Origin of the sequence: Allotamlana fucoidanivorans (assembly GCF_006265225.1) — a bacterium.
In the GTDB taxonomy this organism is placed as follows: domain Bacteria; phylum Bacteroidota; class Bacteroidia; order Flavobacteriales; family Flavobacteriaceae; genus Allotamlana; species Allotamlana fucoidanivorans.
Window position 1 is genome coordinate 16,318 of the sequence record NZ_VDCS01000003.1, and the last position, 20,459, is coordinate 36,776.

Genomic DNA, 20,459 nt, shown 5'->3' on the forward strand with positions numbered 1-20,459 from the left:
AAACAACTAAACCATAATAGCCTGAATAAAATGTTATCATTATCAAAAAAATTAAGCATAAAATTTAGACTAAACACAATTTTTATATTATTTGTTAGTCTTAATTTTAGTTTTTCTCAATCCAGAATTGAAAAATTCAATAAGCTAGAGGTTGATGGTTTACCATTTAATCAAAACGTAAATGTACTTTTTGAAGATAGTGTTGGGTATCTATGGATAGGAACAAAAAATGGTCTTTTTAGATATGACGGAAATGATTTGTTGCAATTTAAACATGACGTTTTTGATTCAAATTCTATCCCGAACAATAGTATAAACTCAATCATTGAAGACAAAAACAAGAACCTTTGGCTTGGCAGTGAAAGCTTTCTTATCTTCTTTAACCGTAAAGAAAATAAATTCAAGGGGTTTTATAAAAACGTAACTTCTGTTGTACTTCAAAAAGATAAAGATGGGAATATATGGTCGAATGCAAGAAACACAGGCTTAATATTAATTGAACCCATTGAAAATAGTGAAAAAATAAATTTAGACTCTCACTTTAACTATTTAAATCCTAACATAGCTAAATTTAACAGACGAATAAACGCTTTTTTCCAAGATAACTTTAATCGAAATTGGTTGGGCACTTCAAAAGGTATTTATGTTCTTGATGCTAAAAAAAATTATATCAAAACTAATTTTGACAAACCCGTTGTCTCTATAAAAGCATTTAATAATAACAATCAATTTTTAGTCTTAACTAATAAACATGTTTATGTGTTAGGATATAATAAATCAGATTATAAATTAGAAATACTCGAGGAATATTTGGGAATTTTAAATTTAGAACAAAATACAACTTTCAATACATTTGCTATAGACCAGAACAATTATGATATATGGATTGGTTCTACCCACGGGTTAATTAAGGGCACAAGAAATAATAATTCTTACATATTTTCTTTCTCCAAAAATCAAGACTTTTTACTAAATGACAGAATCAATTCTCTAACCTTTGATCAGTATAACAATCTCTGGATAGGCACTTTAAATGGCATTTACAAACATTTAGGAAGAACATCAATTTTTGATTATATTGATGTTAATTCTGATAAAAATATTATAAATTCTGAGACCAATAGTATAATAACCTACAATGACAATACTCTTTTAATAGGAATGGATCATGGATTATTTAAATATAATATTCATAATAATTCTGCCAGCAGAATTAAGCTCCCCATTAACAACATAAGTCGACTAGATTTAAATTATGACAAGTCGAAACTTCTTATTGCAACGGATACTATTTTATATGAATCTGAAAATTTTGATCCAAATAAAACCACATTAGAAATAACTCAAGTAGATTCATACAATCACGACATAACCGATATTGCCGATATAAATAAAAATGAAACATGGGTAGGAATTTGGGGAAATGGCATAAAAATATTAAATAATGATACTGAAATATCAAATTTTAAAAATTCTGTAGTTAAAATTCTTGATAAAAGCCATACTTCAGCATTAAAATTATCCTCCAAAAACATTTTATGGATAGGAACTCGTGGCCAAGGACTTTTTAAAATAGATTTTAATAATGAAACTTATGAACAGTACTTACCTAAAAAAAATGGGGGTTTAACTTCAAATGCCATATTATCAATCTATGAAGACCATAGCCAAAATATATGGATTGGTACGCGTGGTGGTGGCTTAAACAAATATATTGAGACAACAAATAGTTTCATAAATTTCGAAAAATTAAACAAGGATATAGGTAATACGGTTATTGCTTCTATACAGGAAGATAATACCGGAAATCTCTGGATGAGCACGGAGCAAAAATTGATAAGATTTGATTTATCCTCCGAAAAATTCAACTTTTTTGGAACTGAAGACGGTATAGACGTGAGCAAATTCATGTTTAACTCCAGCACTAGTACAAATAATAATGTAGAATTATTTTTCGGATCTAATAATGGCTTTTATAAGGTAAATACGGCCCTATTTACTCAACAGAAAATAATTCCCTCTACTGTTATTACAAATTTTAACACTTTAGGGCCTTCTAAAAATAACAGTGCCAACAACAAAGAAAACACTATAAATAGCATAAATGTTAATTCTGATACTGCTATAAGACTGCCTTATAATCAAAATAATATTGTAGTTAATTTTTCCTCTTTAGATTTAACATCTCCAAAAAAGAATCAGTATGCCTATAAATTAGAAGGTCTAAATGATTTTTGGATTTATACCAATGCATCCAATCGCAATGCTAACTATAATGATTTACCCCCCGGTACATACACCTTTAAAGTAAAAAGTTCTAATAGTGATGGCATTTGGAATGAAACACCAACCACCTTTACATTTCAAATAAATCCTCCTGCATGGAGAAGTAAATGGGCCTATTTTGCCTATTGTTTATTATTTTCCATACTAGCCTATATAAGCTACCTCCTAATAAAAAGATGGTACAAATTAAAAAAGAATCTAGTTAAAGAAACTATTAGTAGAGAAAAAGACAACGAACATAACAGAATGAAAATGATTTTCTTTACTGATATTTCTCATGAACTTAGAACTCCTTTAACACTCATTTTAGGCACCATTGAAAAAATAGTAAAGGACAGAAAATTTAATTTAAGTCCGTTAACAGCGCAACGGATATATAATAATTCTTTAAGAATGAACCGATTGATAAACCAAATAATGGATATTAGAAAGTTTGATGTTGGTGAGTTCAAAATTAAAGTATCTAAAAACAACATTATTTATGATATAAAGAAAATTAAAAATGCTTTCAATGATTTTGCCAAAATGTACCAAATAAAATATGAATTTGTTTCGTCAAAAAAGACCCTAGACGCCTGGTATGATGTTGAAATTATTGAAAAAATATTATTCAATCTTCTATCTAATGCTTTTAAATATACCCCACAAAATGGACATATTTCAATTTCAATTGATAGTGTATCTAGTAGCTCTATAAATATTCCAAGAGTAACTCTAAAAAACGGAACTTATATTACATGTGCTGTCCGAGATTCTGGCGTTGGAATTGCTAAAAAGGATTTAGAATTTATTTTTGACCGCTATTACCAATCTACAAAACTACCTACAAATCAGGTTCCTGGAACAGGTATTGGAATGGAATTAGTTCAAAAATTAATTGAAAGACATCATGGTGCCATTACTGTTAAAAGTGAAGAAAATGTCTATACTGAATTTACATTCTTCATCCCAATTGAAAAATCACATTACAAGAAAAAAGAAATTAGACATAAAGAGGATACATTTACTAAAAGTATCATTGAAAATTCTGAATTTGCTTTTATTGAAGAGATTTCAGCCATTAATACCATTAATACGGTAAAAAAATCTAAACCTTCCATACTTTTGGTTGAAGATAATGTGGAAGTAAGATCGATGCTTAAAGAAGAACTAGAAGATAGTTTTTATATATTAGAAGCTTCAAACGGAAAAGAGGGTTACAATACCATCATAAAAGAAAAACCTCAGCTTATTATTAGCGATATTTTAATGCCTATTGAAGATGGTATTTCTATGTTGAAGAAAATTAAATCTGATTCTGATCTAAGCAACATCCCTATATTAATGTTAACTGCCAAAGGTGCCGAAGAAACTAAAATTGAATGTTTAAGCTTAGGGGCAGATGATTACATAGAAAAACCTTTTAGTCTTGAATTTGTAAAGTGGAAAATAAAGAACACCCTATCTACAAGAAAAGAGCTTAAAGAAAAGTATAGTAAGGTAATAACTGCGGAACCTTCTAATATTAATGTAGACTCCAATGATGAAAAATTCATTAAAAAAATAGTCAAAATTATTGAAGATTCCATGGACGACAATTTATTAAGCGTTGAGTATTTAGCCTCTGAAGTTGGTATGAGTAGAGCCAATCTCTATAGAAAAGTACAAGCTATATTAAATGATACGCCCGTAAATTTTATTAAAACCATTAGGTTAAAACGTGCCGCACAATTACTAAAAAAGAATAACATGTATATTTCTGAAATTGCTTACATGACAGGTTTCAACAATCAAAGATATTTTGGAAAATGTTTTAATAAACAATATGGTATGAGTCCAACGGAATATATAAAAAAACACGCCCAAGAAGATACCCCTACCTAGTTAATATTAACAAATAATAGCTAATATTAACTAGGAAAAGTTCCGTAAAAGGCACTATGCTTTTCGTGGTTAATTAAAATTAAATCATCTAAATAGATCAAAAGCATAAAACCTTTTTCAAAGGACTTTAGTGTATAAATGTTTCAAAACAAACTACACAAACCCATAATCTCCTAAAAAACAGACCTTTTTTACCTAAAATTAGTCTCAATTGCAACATTTTACCCCAATTAATGAGAATTTTTAAAGCTTAAGTATGCTTAATTTTATCTCATGTTTTTGGAACATATATTACACAATAAATAAAATTGAATCTATAAACTAAAACTGAACTAAATGAAAAAGCTAATTTATTTTTTATTTGCCTGTACATTATTTATGACGTCTTGTGATAAAGATGATGATATCGGTAAATTAGACTACACAGCACTTGATGCTATTGTCACAGAAGCCAAAGCAACTGCTGATGAATCTAAAGAAGGAGATGGAAACGGGGACCTTATAATAGGTTCTACTGCTACTTTAAATGAAGCCATTGCTAAATATGAAGCATACAAAACTACAGCGATTAACCAAGGTACGGTAGACCATGCTGTAAACTTATTAACCGTTGCCTTAAAAGCTTATATCAACAATACCGTTGCAGTAGATTATTCTCAACTTACTGAAACAATTGCAACAGCCCAAGTTGCACTAACAGGAGCTGTTGAAGGCACCCAAATTGGAGATTATATTGCTGGATCAAAAGATATCTTACAAAATGCTATAGATATTGCTCAGGCGATTCTTGACAATGACAGTGCTTCCCAAAACGATGTTAATAAGGCTGACTCTGATTTAAACAAAGCTATTTCAATTTTTGAAGCTAGCATCGTTGGAGATGCTGATTTCACCGAATTGAATAATGCTATTGCATCTGCTCAAGCCTTACTAGACAGTGCTGTTGAAGGTACAAATAATGGTGAATACGCCGTTGGATCTAAAGCCGTATTACAAGATGCTATAGATACAGCTCAAACCGCCGCTAATAATCAAGCAGCCAACCAAGCTGACATCGACCAAGCATTAGATGTTTTAAACCAGGCCATAGCCAATTTTGAGGCTGGTAAGGTAGTCCCTCCAAGTTACTTAAATTTTGATGGTAATGATTATATAAAAGTAAATGGTTTTAAAGCTGTTCCAGGAGGAGGAGCAAGAACATGTGAAGCATGGATTAGAACAACATCAGAAACAAAGAACATTATTATAATGTCTTGGGGAGAAAACGTAACCAATCAAAAATGGGATGTTCGTTTACATAATGCAAACAAGGCGCTTAGAGTTGAATACAATGGTGGAGGTATAGTTGGATCTACAAAACTAAATGACGGAAACTGGCACCACATTGCTGTTGTAGTACCTTCTGATGGGGCGGCTTTAACAAGTGTTTTACTTTATGTAGATGGTGCTCTTGAGACAAATACTGCAGCTTCTGGTGATGCTCCAATTAACTCGTCATCTACCAATGATTTTGAAATAGGTAGAAGTGCTGCACAACCAGATAGATACTGGGAAGGCGATATAACAGATGTTAGAGTTTGGAATAAAGCAAGATCTGAAAGTGAAATAGCCAGTAGCAAAGATGCACGTCTTAATGGAAATGAAGCAGGACTCATAGGCTATTTTAAACTAGATGAAGGAACAGGAACATCTGTAATAGATTCTAGTACAAATGGAAACACAGGAACACTTGGAGGAGACTTAGGAGCAGATGCTGCACCATTATGGGTAGAAGTGACTCCAGGATTTCCTTTTAACTAAGAAACTCAAATTGAATTAATAGCAAAATTAAAACCAATATCAAAAACACTTTGGTATTGGTTTTTTTTAAAATTTCAATTAACTAAGAGCCTTAAATTAATATCTATGCGATGTATTATTTAAAATAGTAGTTTTCACCATAAATAATACGGTTAGAAATATAACTCTTCACTTTAAAAATAAATCATTATCATTAAACACATGAAAATTAATTGGATATTTTTAGCGCTATCATTGTTTAATCTACAGTTAAGTTTTTGTCAAATGGACATAAACAACACGTTAGATTTAAAGCCCTGGGAAGACCCTCAAGTTTCAGGAATTAACCGGTTACCAAGTAAAGCGACTTCATACTCATACCCCAACGAATCGTTAGCCTTACAAAATGACAAAAACAATTCTAGTCGCTATAAGCTTTTAAATGGTAACTGGAAATTTTATTGGGCTCCCATTCCAGAAGGAGTTCCAAACAATTTTCAAGAACCAACATTTGATGATTCTTCATGGAACACCATTCCTGTTCCAGCCAATTGGGAACTACATGGTCATGGAACAGCCATCTATACAAATACAATTTATCCTTTTGTACCTGTAAACCCGCCATTAGTACCAAACGACGACAACCCTACAGGATGTTATCGTACAACTTTTGAAGTTCCAGATAATTGGATTGACTCACAAATTACCTTAACCTTTGGCGGTGTAAGTTCAGCCTATTACGTTTGGGTAAATGGCAAACTGTTGGGTTATAGTGAAGACAGCATGCTCCCAACCCACTTCGATATTTCTCCATATCTACAATCAGGTACAAATACTTTAGCAGTTAAGGCCTTTCGTTGGAGCGATGGTGTTTACCTTGAAGACCAAGACCACTGGCGATTAAGTGGTATTCATAGAGACGTGTATTTAACATCAGCACCTAAAGTTCAGCTGTACGACTTTTTTGTACAAACCGATTTAGACGAAAATTATGAAAATGCTACATTAAAAATTCGTCCTAGAATAAAGGTTTTTGAAGATACCGATTTTAGCAAATTTACTTTAGAAGCCAAACTATTTGACGAAAACAATGCTGAAGTATTAGAGCAACCACTAAGCATTCCTGTAAATAAGATTTATAACGAAAAGTTTGAACAACGCGGCAAACCGGGTTTTGGACTTATGCAAACATTGGTTGAAAACCCTAAAAAGTGGAGCGCAGAGCAACCAAACTTATATACCTTAATATTTAATTTGAAAAATGATAAAGGACAAATACTGGAATCGAGAAGCACCAAGGTCGGCTTTAGAGAAACCGAAATTAAGGATGGCGAATTTCTTGTAAACGGAAAATCTGTTATTATGTTTGGTGTGAATAGGCACGACCATGACCCTATAAATGGTAAGGTTATAAGTGAAGCGTCTATGTTAAAAGACATTAAGCTTATGAAACAATTCAACCTTAATGCCGTACGTACATCACATTACCCCAATGATGAACGTTGGTACGACCTGTGCGATGCATATGGTATTTATGTCATGGACGAAGCCAATTTAGAAACACATGGCGTAGGCGGTAAATTAAGCAATGATGCCTCATGGTCAAGTGCTTTTTTAGAACGGGCCATACGAATGGTTCAGCGTGACAAAAACCACCCTAGTATTGTATTTTGGTCTTTAGGGAATGAATCGGGTTCAGGGTTTAACCACGTTACCATGGCCAATTGGATAAGAAATTACGACACTACACGCCCTGTACATTATGAAGGTGCTCAAACTACTGAAGGCAAAGCAAAGGTTGAAGATAAAATATTAAAAGACCCGCTTTATGTAGATGTGGTTAGCCGCATGTACAGCCCTATGGAATACATGGTTCAAATGTCGGAGTTTGAAGATGAAACAAGACCCATCATTTGGTGTGAATATGCACATTCTATGGGGAATTCAACAGGAAATCTATTTAAATATCGTAACCTTTTTAGAAAGAACAAACAAATTATAGGCGGTTATATTTGGGATTGGTGTGACCAAGGTCTTGCTCAAAAAACGGCTGAAGGTGAAGATTACTATGCCTTTGGTGGCGATATGGGAGACACTAAGATTAATACTAGTAACTTTTGTCTCAATGGTATTGTTGGCCCAAATAGAGAGTTAAAAGCAGCCACTTGGGAGGTAAAAAAAGTATTTCAGCCTATCGAGTTCATACCCAACAACCTTGCTTCAGGCGAAATTACAGTTACCAATCATCATAATTTTACCAATCTAAATGAGTTTCAGTTCTTGTGGGAACTACAAGAAGATGGCAAAACCATAAAACAAGGAGCTCTAGAAACCATAGCTCTTCCTCCCAATCAGACGAAGACTATTACTATTCCTTATAAAGAACCGAGACTAAGAGCAGGTGCCGAATATTTCATACGAATTTCAGCTGTATTAAAAGAAAACACCTTATGGGCCAATAAAAACCATGAAATAGCATGGGAACAGTTTCAATTGCCTTTTAATAGAGCTTTACCAAACAAGTCCATCAGTTCATTAAATAGTATAACTATTAACAACCATTCCGTTTCTGGTAAAAATTTCCAAATAGACTTTGATGCTTCAAAAGGAACCTTATCACAATTTGTTTACAATAATCAAAATTTAATTACAACTGGTCTCCTACCTAGTTTTTGGCGACCTATAACAGACAATGACCGGGCAGGCGCAAAAACTAAAAAGCACCTTGCTGTTTGGAGGGCAGCATCAGAAAACCCAACGGCCACTTCATTCGAATTAAAACAGCTAACCTCCAATACTGCTCTGGCAGCTTCAAGCTTTACATTTGCTGACAACAAGGCTTCCCTTGTAGTAAAACATTTTATTTATGGCGATGGTACTATAAAAGTAGATGTTGAATTTCAAGCTGATGAAACCCTTCCCATGTTACCTAAATTAGGTTTACAGTTACAAATACCCAATACCTTTGATAATCTAAAATATCTGGGTAGAGGTCCTCATGAAAATTATTGGGATAGAAAAACGAGTGCCGATGTTGGTGTATATTCTAGCTCAGTTTTTAAGGACTACTACCACTATATTCGCCCACAAGAAAGCAGTAACAAAACCGATGTACGATGGTTCGCTTTAACCAATAACTACGGACAGGGTCTACTAATAAATGCCATAGACCAACACTTAAGCATGAGTGCATGGCCTTATACAACCTGGAATATTGAAGACGCTTTACATACCTATGATTTAGAAAAACAAGACTTTATAACCCTTAATATTGACCATAAACAAATGGGGGTTGGAGGTGATGATAGTTGGTCTAAAAATGCTTTGCCACATCCTGAATTTAGAATACCCGCTAAGGCTTATAATTATTCTTTTATCTTAAAACCTATTAAATCTAGTAAGCAAATAGGCAGAATAATGTATCCTGAAAACAAATAAATTAATTAAAATAATAATGTATTATATATATAAACAAATTATAACATTCTTTTCAATACTAGCCTTATTTGGGTGCAAATCTAAAAAGGAAAGATCTGAAATCAATAACACTTTAAAAAAACCAAATATCGTTTTAATTAATGTGGATGATTTAGGATGGAAAGATTTGGGTTTTATGGGAAGCTCTTATTACGAAACACCTAACTTGGATAAACTTGCTCAAGAGGGCATGGTTTTCACCAATGCGTATGCGGGAGCTGCCAATTGCGCACCAAGTAGAGCTTGTCTTATTTCTGGCTTAAACACTCCCAGACATGGTGTTTACACTGTTAGCCCATCCGATAGAGGCCACAAAAAAACCAGAAAACTTATACCCATAAAAAACACAAAGCATTTGCACGATTCTATTTACACCTTACCACAAATGTTAAAATCTGGCGGTTACATTACTTCTAACTTTGGCAAATGGCACGTAGGCAACAACCCGGCTAAGCAAGGTATAGATTATAATGTTGGTGGTAGCGGAAAGGGTAACCCTGGTAAAAATGGGTACTTCTCGCCTTACAACATCGATTTTATTGAGGATGGGCCAGAAGGCGAGTATTTAACAGATAGATTAACCAATGAAGCGGTCTCTTTTATAGAAAAACATAAGGATACCACCTTTTTTGTCTATATGCCGTTCTATTCGGTGCATACACCAATAATGGGCAAAGACAGTTTAGTTGAAAAGTTTAAAACCAAAAAAGGCCATGAAGGGCAAAATAATGCAGAGTATGCTGCTATGGTAGCATCGATGGACGAAAACGTAGGCAAGTTATTGAATACGCTTAAAACAAAAGGATTGGAAGAAAACACGTTAGTTATTTTCACTTCAGATAATGGAGGGATTCGCGCCATTTCACACCAAGATCCTTTAAGAGCTGGAAAAGGATCGTATTACGAAGGTGGTATCAGGGTGCCATTAATTATCAAATGGCCAAACCATACTAAGCCAAATACAACTTCACTGCAAGTTGTTTCTAATTTGGACTTCTATCCTACTTTGCAAACTATTGCTGCTCCCGTAAAAAAAGCTAAGGTATTGGATGGGGTTGATTTAAATTCATTAATTAATACCAATCAAAACATTACGGAAAGAGATTTATTTTTCCATTTTCCTGTATACCTTCAAGCTTATAAAAAAGGAAAAGATAGCAGCAGAGACCCTTTGTTTAGAACGCGCCCAGGATCTGTAATTATTTCAGGCGATTGGAAATTACACCAGTATTTCGAAGATGGCGCTGTAGAATTGTACAATCTGAAAACTGATTTAGGAGAAGCTGAAAATATCGCAGCATCCCATCCTGATAAAGTAAATGAATTATTGAACAAATTAGAACAATGGAGAAGTGATACCAATGCTCCTATTCCAACGGAAATAAATCCCGATTACGATTTAAAGTTTGAACAAAAACAAAGTATTATAAAGAAATAAAACACTATGGTTACCAAAAGACTATCCATTTATATTACGCTTATAGTAAGCGCATCACTTATACTGGTTGTATCCTCTTTTAATTCGTGTAAAAATTTAGATGTTCCTACAGAAAAACCAAATATTTTATGGTTGGTTGTTGAAGATATGAGTCCGTTTTTAGATTCTTACGGAAACAAATATACCACTACTCCAACTTTAAATGTTATGGGAAAAAACGGAATTGTTTTTACAAATGCCTTCTCAAATGGTGCCCAATGCTCTCCAGCTAGGTCTACATTAATGTCGGGTATTTATGCACCAATGTTGGCTACAGATTGGCACCGTGAAGCTCGGGCCGTACCCCAAGATTTTTATTATTCAAAATATTTACAAGAGGCTGGTTATTACTGCACTAATAATAGCAAGACAGATTACAATGCCAATAATACACCTAAAAACTTATGGCATGAATCTAACAAAAAGGCAAGTTATCTTAACAGACCAAGCAAAGCGCAACCCTTCTTTTCTGTGTTCAATTATAGTGGTACACACACCAAACGGGTAGCCACTAGAAATACTAAAGGGAGAGAACCAAGAACCATTGCTCTTGATAGTGTTACATTGCCTCCATATTTGCCAGATGTAGAAGAGATTAAAGATGATATTGCTTGGTATTATGATGCGGTAAATAAAATGGATGTATGGGTAAAAAAACGTCTTGATGAATTGGAAGCTTCGGGTGAAGCAGACAACACCATTGTGTTTTTCTATTCAGACCATGGGGGGTGTTTGCCTCGTGGAAAAGCCTATGTTTACGATACCGGAACACGTGTTCCTTTAATCGTACACTTACCTGAGAAATATAAACATTTGGCGCAAACTACCTCTGCTAATAAAAATGACAACTTAGTTGGGTTTATTGATTTTGCTCCCACAATTTTTAACCTAGTAGGTATAGAAAAACCAGATTTTATGATGGGACAACCTTTTTTAGGTAAGCAAGTCCCAGAACCAAAATCCGAACTGTTTCTGTATAGAGCCAATCAAGAACAAAGTTATATTCCTTCCCGTGCATTAACAGATGGAAGATATAAATTAATCTGGAATTTTAATTCGGCCTACCCCAATGGTACCAGACAATCTTACCAATGGCAAATGCCCTCTTATCAAGGTTGGGACAAAGCTCATATAGAAGGTAAAACAGACAGTTTACAAAGTGTTTTTTGGAAACCAACTACCGCTCTAGAATTTTATGATACCAAAACCGATAGCTTTGAAGTAAATAATCTTGCTAATGATCCAAAATATCAAGAAAAAGTTTCACAAATGAAACAAGATTTAATTGATTTTATGAAGCAAAAGAAGGATTTAGGGCTCTACCCATGGTCTATGAGAAAGCAAAAGGATACCCTGCCTTTTTATACTTATGTAAAACAAACCCATCAACCCGTAGAGGCCATTATAGATGCTGCAGCATTTGCAAGTACTGCCAAAGCTTCAGATATTGAAACCATAAAAGGGTTCCTAAATTCTGAGGAACCTGCCATACGGTATTGGGGCTCGGTAGGTGTTTTGCAACTTTTAGAAAGACAGCTTATTAATGATGTCCCAGATGAAGTCAACAAAAACTTCAACAACGACAATGAAAATACAGAAATACGATTAATGTCCGCCGAAATATTGGTAAAATCTAAAGCCAATAAAAATGCTTTGCAGTATATACTAGAGCAGATAAAAAACGATTATTTTATAGCTTACGCTACATTACAAAACTTAGATTCACTGGCAAAACCTATAGAGGAAGAATTAATACAGCTTAGAGAAAATAAAGATTTAAACCAGTTCTATATAAAATCTGCATTAATTAATACAGGGTACTTAGCTTATCAAGATTTATGGGGTGCTACTGGTGAACCTGAAAAAGGGTACAATCATCATGAATAAAGCAAGAATCAAGCATAATCTTGTAAAATTTTCATGTTGTTACCTTTGTTACAAAACTAAATGAGCACAATTTGACACATAAAGTCATTATAATATTCTATAATGATTTAGCTATAATTTGGTACTCTCTTATTTATTTTGGGAGTACCATTTTTTTATTACTACACCTTTTCATTCGTCAATTATTAATTGCTTTGTAATATAATTGCCAAAACAAGAATTCTCTTAAAAATAAAAAAGCAAACTTAATCTGTAATAAAATTAATATTTTCATAATAATATACCTCGTTATTTTTGGTATTCGCAACAAAACAACCCCATAATTGCACTATTCGCGATACACAAAAACAAGTTGTGCTTCATAATTTTATAACAACTAATAAATCAGCACAATAATTATGAAAACAAAATTTCTCTTCTTTGTATTACTTATTTCTAGCCACTACTCTTTTTCCCAATTTATTACGCCCCAAGCCTATCTAACATTCGAGGACAACACCATAATCCCTTATGGTGTTTCAGGAATTACAAACGTTAACGCGAGTGGTACAGTAAGTCTCGCAAATCCTGCCGGAACCTACCCACAAACTAATAATGCTATTGTAAATGATGCTGGTGAAAATGTCTTATTTAAAAATTTTGAGGGCTATTTAAAGTTTGATGAAACTATTTTGAATAAAAACGAGTTCAGCCTAACGGCTAAATATAAATGGACAGGCACCAATGCATGGTGGCTTGGATTAATAAGCTTTGTAGGGAACGATGGAACCAACTATGTTAGTGAGCATATACAAATTAAAAAACCTACAGGCGAAATTAACGGCTTGGGGCTATCTGCAGTGGACGTATTGCCCCAAGACCAATACCACCACATTGCACTAACATATAATACAGGTACCGTAGTGTTGTATATTGATGGAACACAGGTTGCAACCAGTACCGGGCAAACCATACACAACCTAACCAACCTAAGCCTATATTTAGGGCTAAAAGCTAATGTTAACGCCTCTACAGGAGCTGTAACCCCTTTTGTTGATGGTAGTGGTAACTCTAAAAACACAAAAGCTAATTTAGATCAGGTGGCCATATTCAACAGGGCCTTATCTTCAACAGAAGTTACCGATGTTTACAATGGCGAACTAAACTTAAACCATATTACAGTATTCCCAGAGCAAAGTAAGCAAACTGTTACTTTTGGAGGAGATGCAAAACTAACTATTAAAGCATGGGCCGATGGTAATACAAACACTGTTTCCCAAAAACTTTATGGCGATATGAATTTAAAAATATTGCGGGTTCCCATTTTTGCATTACAGCCTATAACAGACCCTATTTATGATGATGTTATTACTGTAATAAATTCGGTAAAAAGCGTAAATCCTAATGTTAAGGTATTTGCCAGTATTGCCAATGGCAATGGTTATGGAACCGATTATCATGGTGCTCATAAATTCCCATCTTCATGGCAAGGATGCTGTTCGTACAATATTTATAACCTGAACCTTACTACTTATGCCGCTTACCTTGATAGTTTTATAGACAGGATGACGGCAGCTGGAATCACAATTGATTATTTGGGCCCTTGGAATGAAGATGCCGCAGATGATTCCGACCACTTTAAAGTGTTTGACCAAATGACCAAATTAGGAACAACACAACGTGTGGGGCTTGAACGCTGGGCTTTACGTACCTCTGTGAGCGATGTGGACGACGTAGAAGACCAAATAGATATCTCAGGATCTCATTTTTATGATGATGTAGAAGGCTCTAACCCTATTCCTGAAGAAGAACGTGATGATGTATGGGCATCTTTAGTGAATAAATCGGCTAATCCAGTTTGGTATACCGAGTCTACACGATATAAAACCAGTGATGGTATTGAAAAACTTGTAGATGGAATGGAAAACATATTTCCTGCATTAAGAAATGGTGTAGAGTCTATTACATTCTACCAAGTTTGCAAGCGGTTTGTTTGGGCAAATGGAGGAACACAACCTATAAAATATACTGGTTTTCAAAATATTGTAAATAACTCCGAAGGCAGCGTAAGACCAAGCACTTCCGATAACAAGAATATTAAAGTAGTTGCTTTTGCCAATCAAGATACTTTAGATGTACATATTATCAATAAGGATACCATTAGTAAAACCGTTAAATTACAATTGTCTGGTGGTTACACAACCAATGGGACTATAAAAAGAACCATTTGGACAGCAATCGACACTGCCGCGGCAAACTCTTACAGCTTAAATGGAATTAACAAATGGAATATCACAGCACCGGCAGGCTCTTATTCACATCTAAAAATTCCATTAAACATGAGTGCAGCAAAACAAGCAGGCAATAAGAAAAACCAAACCCATAATGAAGCCCAATCAGTAGATAATGAGGAAACTATTGAAACCTTACAAGAACAAAATCTTAAACTATTTCCCAACCCTGCTAAAAATGGAAGATTTACTTTAATATTACCCAAAAACAACAAGGTAAAGACGGTGCAGGTAACCCTGTACAACATCACCGGACAGTTGATATCCTCTGAAGTTATAGATTACAAAAACCACATAGATTTTCATAAAGATTTAGCACCCAATATATATTTGATACAAACAGTGATAGGAAATGACTCGTATATGAACAAAATTATAATAAGTCATTAATTGTAACTAAAAAAGCTATCCTGCAATGTGTAAATTTAAAAATCATATGTTTAGGACTTTTAGCAAAGTCCTACTTTTCATAGAAAAAAAGAGAAAAGGGGTCATTCTCAAACAGGACGAATAGCATTTAATACTATGCAAACACTATAACCATAAACTATAGATCTATCTTAAATTACTTCATAAAAAGAAGCAGAAATGCATCCGCTGAATCTTTTAATGCAAAAATTAAAGCTTTTAGATGGCAATTTAGAGGTGTAAAAAACACTGAATTCTTCCTATTAAGATTAACTCAAATTTTTGCCTAAACACAACAATTGGTCTTGATCCCATTTTTATTTAAATGAATTCAAATAACACGAACCCCCTAAAAACGACAAAAACCTGATAATGATTCAATTACCAAGTTTTTATTCCTTATTATTTTCTTTAAAAGTCGGGGTGGCAGGGTTAAAACCACCAATCACAACCAACTAAATTTCAGTACTTTATATTTTAATTTTCACGTTTAGGACATCAATAAAGACATCAATCAGAGCATTTTAAGCTTTCATAATCACAAATCTAATCAATATGTATCAAAATATAACTTACTTATTAAAGACTTAGTTTATATTGTGATTCCTCGCCGTTATAAAAATTCTAAATATAATCATTTCTAAATTTAATAAATGAACTACCCCAACGCAGAGCTCTAGGGTATTCTTTATACTAAAAATGTTCTATGAAACTTATTATTTAGCAGCATTAATACTTGTTACCGTATATGAGTGCATCTGGGTATTTGTCAACCTCTTCTATCTCAATTTCACCGTCCTCTATCAAAAGCGTGGCTCCTCTATATTGTGTTCTGTATTGTTTACCTTTAACCCAAAACGCCTTTGCATCTTGACCCGTTAATAACGCAGCACTTCCATTTGCATTCACAACACTTAAAAAGGATTTTTCAGTAGCATCTAGCTGTACCTTAATAGTATATTCTCCTGCCTGAATAACTGTTAAACCAGCTCCATTAGTAGTACTTTGAGGCTCAGTCGGCAGGTATGTTGATGTTTCATCAGGATGCATTTCAATAAGAGTCAAAAATCGCATTTTAGAGTGTTTTTCAGATGTTCCAATTGTCCCATGATAATGGTCTGGAATAGGCTTGGGCAATTTGTTCTCATCATCCCAAGGCTTTAACAGCCATTGACGATTATTTTCTGGTTTTATAAAATTGCTTTCCCTATAACTAGGAAGCCACTCAGAGTCTAATGTTGTAATAGTTGGGCTATTACAAAATAACTTAACTGAAGCAGAACCATAATCATTAGTGGCCATTAACCAGTTATCGCCTAACTTCTTCATAAATCGTCTGGAATGAATATTAAATTGCCAAGTAATAGGGTTTTCTGCCTCTAACTCATCGTAAATCAGTACATAGTTAGGTCGAAGCATAGCAAGATGTCTTCGAAATCGTGTTACACCAGGATCTCCAAAACCAAACTCTCGAGTATGAGATATATGAGTATCAGGGTCAGGAGTCGGTTTGAATATATGATTTCCGTCAGCATCCGTATTCCCAGGCTTACCATTAGCAAGCCAATGTTTTCCATTATAAGCATTACTTGCATCTCCCAAAGCATAACTGATTTTATTACCTGTTGCAAACCGAGTTATCCATCCATATGCTGAATGATGAAATCCTTGAACTAAGCTATCGGCCATAATTGTGTTATGTGCACGAGAATTTTTATAATTTAGGACGTTATGTGGTCCTCCTCCATTATAAAAACCAACTTTCCAAAACATGTCTTGACCACCATACGATAAATTGAATGCGTTTTGAGCAGGATGCGTATGTTGTGCTGAACCATAAGGAGAAGAATGAAATGTAACATGTAAATTCTTTTCTTTATTAATAAAGTCTGTGTTCATTGCCACCTCACCAATATCTCGAAAAGCAGCTGCTAAAGTAGTAGGGGGCTTCACATTAGATAAATCTGACTCGTCAAAATAATTCCACATAGATAATCTTCCCATTCCCATTCTCTTTTTACCTAAATCTGCTGCAGCTTTTTTGAAGTCTTGTTGCGGCAGTTGACTAAACCTATACTTACTCCAGTAATTATCTGGGTCTAAATACGCCATAGTTTCCATGGTGTATGGCATAGTTGTAGCAGGACTATCACCATCACAAAAACTATTGGGTAATGTCCCAAAAGCATTGGTATATTGTAAATACTTACCAATATTTTGAAACCATGGATGTCCTTTATAATAATTATGCCCTGTTAGCTTGTAAAGTAGCCAAGGTATAAATGATAAATAGTCATCATGCACACCTAAATAACCATCACCTTCTTGACTTCCACCATCCGTTCTACTTAAAGAGGGAGCCCGATACAACCATAGCTCATAAGCATAATAAAACTCTTCTCTAGCCTGAGCTGAATATCTGGCATAAATCATGGGTGTTAATATGACATCTGCTATTTCTTGCCATAAATGCTGGCTATACAAAGCATGTTCTGCTTTCTCTGCCACTTCTGGAGATGTACGTGTTAGCGGATATGCATCTTCCACAAATTCTTTCTTTTCTTCTTCTGTTAAAGCTTCTGTTATTAACTCTAAGAAATCTCCTTTGGGGTTATTACCACCCCATGTATTATCTCTAACGGTCATAGTCTTTCCTATCGAACCAATATAAAATTCTCCAGTATTATAGAAATCAATAAGCTCATTTGCCTTTTGTACAATCATATCACGGATTTCTGTTCTTCCTGTCAATAAGTAGCCTGACATCAACTCTTTCAAGTATCTATTCTTTTGTCCATAGCGAGTGTTTATAAGCTTCCTAAAAAATAGTTCTTCAGCATTAGCATTACCATTTTCATCAACATAACCAGCATTAATAGCATCCTGATCACTAACAGTATAAGTCATCGGAGTATTTTTATTAAAGTTCTGGTCAACTTTAGTTAATATAAAACTCGCCAACTGTGGCCACTTTTGCGTTGGCAATAGTTTTCCAAATTCTTCCTTAAACAATACGGTTACAGGATTTGGGCGACTTATGGCGCTATTTAATACTTCCTCTGGCCTTGGCGGAATGGGAGTAAGCCTCTCATTCCCGGTTATCTCAAAAGAATAGACTTGAGAATTCCAAACTGGACTATCCGGAGTGTCAGGATCAGCTACCCCATATTTCCAATACCATTTACCAACAGATAAATGTTCATAAGGTGAGTAAAACGAATAGCGTTTAGGCCCACTTTCATAGACATCATCTCCAGTAAAACTTGTGTTTTTAGATAACTTAAAATAAAAACGTCTTTGAAATTGTAATCTTGCTTTATCAGCTCTACGCTGTGAATTCGTTGCTCCATCAGCAGATAAAGGAACTTTCACATGAAGCCATACAGGGTTTTCATCAACTATACCCTGAGGTTGAGGCTCCGAAATTTCTCCCATCATTTGTGGCAAATCCATTGGAAGCTCTGCCTGTGCAAATAAGTTAATGAAAGTAAATATGCTCAGTAATAAAAAAGTTGTTTTTCTCATTTTTATAAAAAAGTTATTTTAAAATGACCTTATTGCTCTCACATAGCCTTTACTAAACTTTATATTCCCATAGGCGTTACCATTATAAAAGTTAAAGCCCCATGCTGTAAATTGGTTAGCCTCGGTAGAGGACCAATAGAAAGCCTTTTGTACCTCGCCAGTATTGTCACCACCTACAGACTCTATGCCTTTTTGAACTTCATAAAGATTGACCCATAACTTATCTAATTCCGTGACACTTGGCAAATACCAATCAGAGAAAACACCAGTACCGTAATCTTCGTTTGAATAGTTTTGACATATGCTTGCAGCATTATTTGCTCCACCTTGACTAACTACTGCCCCGGTGTTTGATTGACCATTCCATGAACTTTGCGCCGATTCTCCTATTTCTCTATCAGTAACACTGCTCCAAACACCTTCATCTGCCAAATCCAACATGCTTACTATTAGGCCATGATCACCAGCGGTGTTGACATGAAATACTATGCCTCCACCAAATAGTTCTCCAACATAATGAGATTTACTTGTTATCAAACCCTTTACGTAATCAGCTGTTTTTGCATGTAACGCATAAGGAACACTTAAAAATTGACTAATTGCAGATATTGTATAGTTAGTTCCTCCCTCAATATCGATTTCTGTCTTAATGTAATAGGTACCCTCAGACCAATCAATATCAGCAATATTATCAGAGGTAATTCCATTTCCTACTTCTATACTCAAAAGACCATTGTCGTTAGTTTGTGGAGTATGAGTTTCAGTATATACGGAGTTCCCTGATTGTGAATCTTTCAATATTGAAACTTGCATACCAACAACACGGTTTTTGACCAAATCGCTGTTTTCATCCCTAACAACGGCTTGATAACTCATCATTTCAGGAGTTTGTGAATATATTCTCCCTACTAATAGCAAGCCAAAGACCAAAATAATTTCTATTTTTCTCATTTTATCTCTTGATTAATTTTTTTAACAATATTTGTCGATTATTATCTTTTAATTTTAGAACATATACAGACTCCTGTAAATGTCCTACAAAAATAGTTGGATTTACAGATTGAAGAGTACCCTGGCCTACCATCTGACCATTTAGATTGATCAATTCGTAAGACAGTTTTGATGTATCTATTGAACCTAAATCCAAATTTATTTGTGTAGTTGCGGGATTAGGATATACTTTAATCAAAGCTTCATTATCAGTAACAGACAAATCAAAATATTCAAATGATTTTTGAACGCCTTGAGACATGCCTTCGGTAGTTAGATATGCTACTTGACCTATGGTGTAACTAATAGTACCGTCATTATCTAAAATACCAGTACTTTTTCCAGAAGATGAAATTGCTTGTTGAGAAAAGCCCTCTTTGCATATAAACATCAACAAAAAGGCTAAGATGATTTTTTTTTGCATTTTATTAAATGTATTTTGAATGTTGCATTTATTTCCTCAATAAGCCATCTATATGTCTGACTAATATTGAAGA

General features: G+C 34.3%; 10 protein-coding genes. 7 read left to right on the forward strand and 3 right to left on the reverse strand.

All coding sequences use genetic code 11. The features are described 5' to 3' along the window. Nucleotides 1-30 precede the first annotated feature (30 nt). The 7 genes from FGF67_RS03140 (at nt 31) to FGF67_RS03170 (ending at nt 15,737) form a co-directional block, all read left to right on the forward strand. A complete protein-coding gene (locus FGF67_RS03140) occupies nt 31-4,149 on the forward strand; it encodes a hybrid sensor histidine kinase/response regulator transcription factor (RefSeq protein ID WP_139695021.1) in 4,119 nt (1,372 codons plus the stop codon). A gap of 336 nt (nt 4,150-4,485) precedes the next feature. After that, the gene (locus tag FGF67_RS03145; RefSeq protein WP_139695022.1) at nt 4,486-5,949 is read left to right on the forward strand and encodes a LamG-like jellyroll fold domain-containing protein; all 1,464 of its coding nucleotides are present in this window, start codon (nt 4,486-4,488) and stop codon (nt 5,947-5,949) included. Between the two features lie 264 nt (nt 5,950-6,213). Then, on the forward strand, nt 6,214-9,366 hold the full coding sequence (locus tag FGF67_RS03150; protein WP_199240643.1) for a glycoside hydrolase family 2 TIM barrel-domain containing protein: 3,153 nt from the start codon (nt 6,214-6,216) through the stop codon (nt 9,364-9,366). Between the two features lie 16 nt (nt 9,367-9,382). Further along, entirely contained in the window at nt 9,383-10,843 is a 1,461-nt protein-coding gene (locus FGF67_RS03155; RefSeq protein ID WP_139695024.1) for a sulfatase, read from the forward strand. Between the two features lie 6 nt (nt 10,844-10,849). Further along, entirely contained in the window at nt 10,850-12,769 is a 1,920-nt protein-coding gene (locus FGF67_RS03160) for a sulfatase family protein (RefSeq protein WP_139695025.1), read from the forward strand. Between the two features lie 398 nt (nt 12,770-13,167). Further along, on the forward strand, nt 13,168-15,429 hold the full coding sequence (locus FGF67_RS03165; protein ID WP_139695026.1) for a LamG-like jellyroll fold domain-containing protein: 2,262 nt from the start codon (nt 13,168-13,170) through the stop codon (nt 15,427-15,429). 182 nt (nt 15,430-15,611) lie between these two features. Next, nucleotides 15,612-15,737, forward strand: coding sequence for a transposase (locus tag FGF67_RS03170; RefSeq protein ID WP_233244002.1), 126 nt, complete (start codon nt 15,612-15,614; stop codon nt 15,735-15,737). Between the two features lie 439 nt (nt 15,738-16,176). Here the strand turns inward: FGF67_RS03170 and FGF67_RS03175 are convergent, their stop codons facing one another. Genes FGF67_RS03175 through FGF67_RS03185 form a run of 3 tightly spaced genes read right to left on the reverse strand, consistent with a single transcriptional unit; the run spans nt 16,177 to nt 20,353 of the window. Beyond that, nucleotides 16,177-18,972 carry a DUF4962 domain-containing protein gene (locus FGF67_RS03175; protein ID WP_139695027.1) on the reverse strand — a complete coding sequence of 932 codons (2,796 nt, stop codon included), beginning with the start codon at nt 18,970-18,972 and terminating at the stop codon, nt 16,177-16,179. An 18-nt stretch (nt 18,973-18,990) separates the two neighbouring features. Beyond that, complete coding sequence (locus FGF67_RS03180) at nt 18,991-19,923, reverse strand: Lcl domain-containing protein (protein ID WP_139695028.1); 933 nt, start codon at nt 19,921-19,923, stop codon at nt 18,991-18,993. A 1-nt stretch (nt 19,924) separates the two neighbouring features. Beyond that, nucleotides 19,925-20,353: a T9SS type A sorting domain-containing protein gene (locus FGF67_RS03185; RefSeq protein ID WP_158293167.1), complete on the reverse strand. Its 429-nt coding sequence runs from the start codon at nt 20,351-20,353 to the stop codon at nt 19,925-19,927. Nucleotides 20,354-20,459 lie beyond the last annotated feature (106 nt).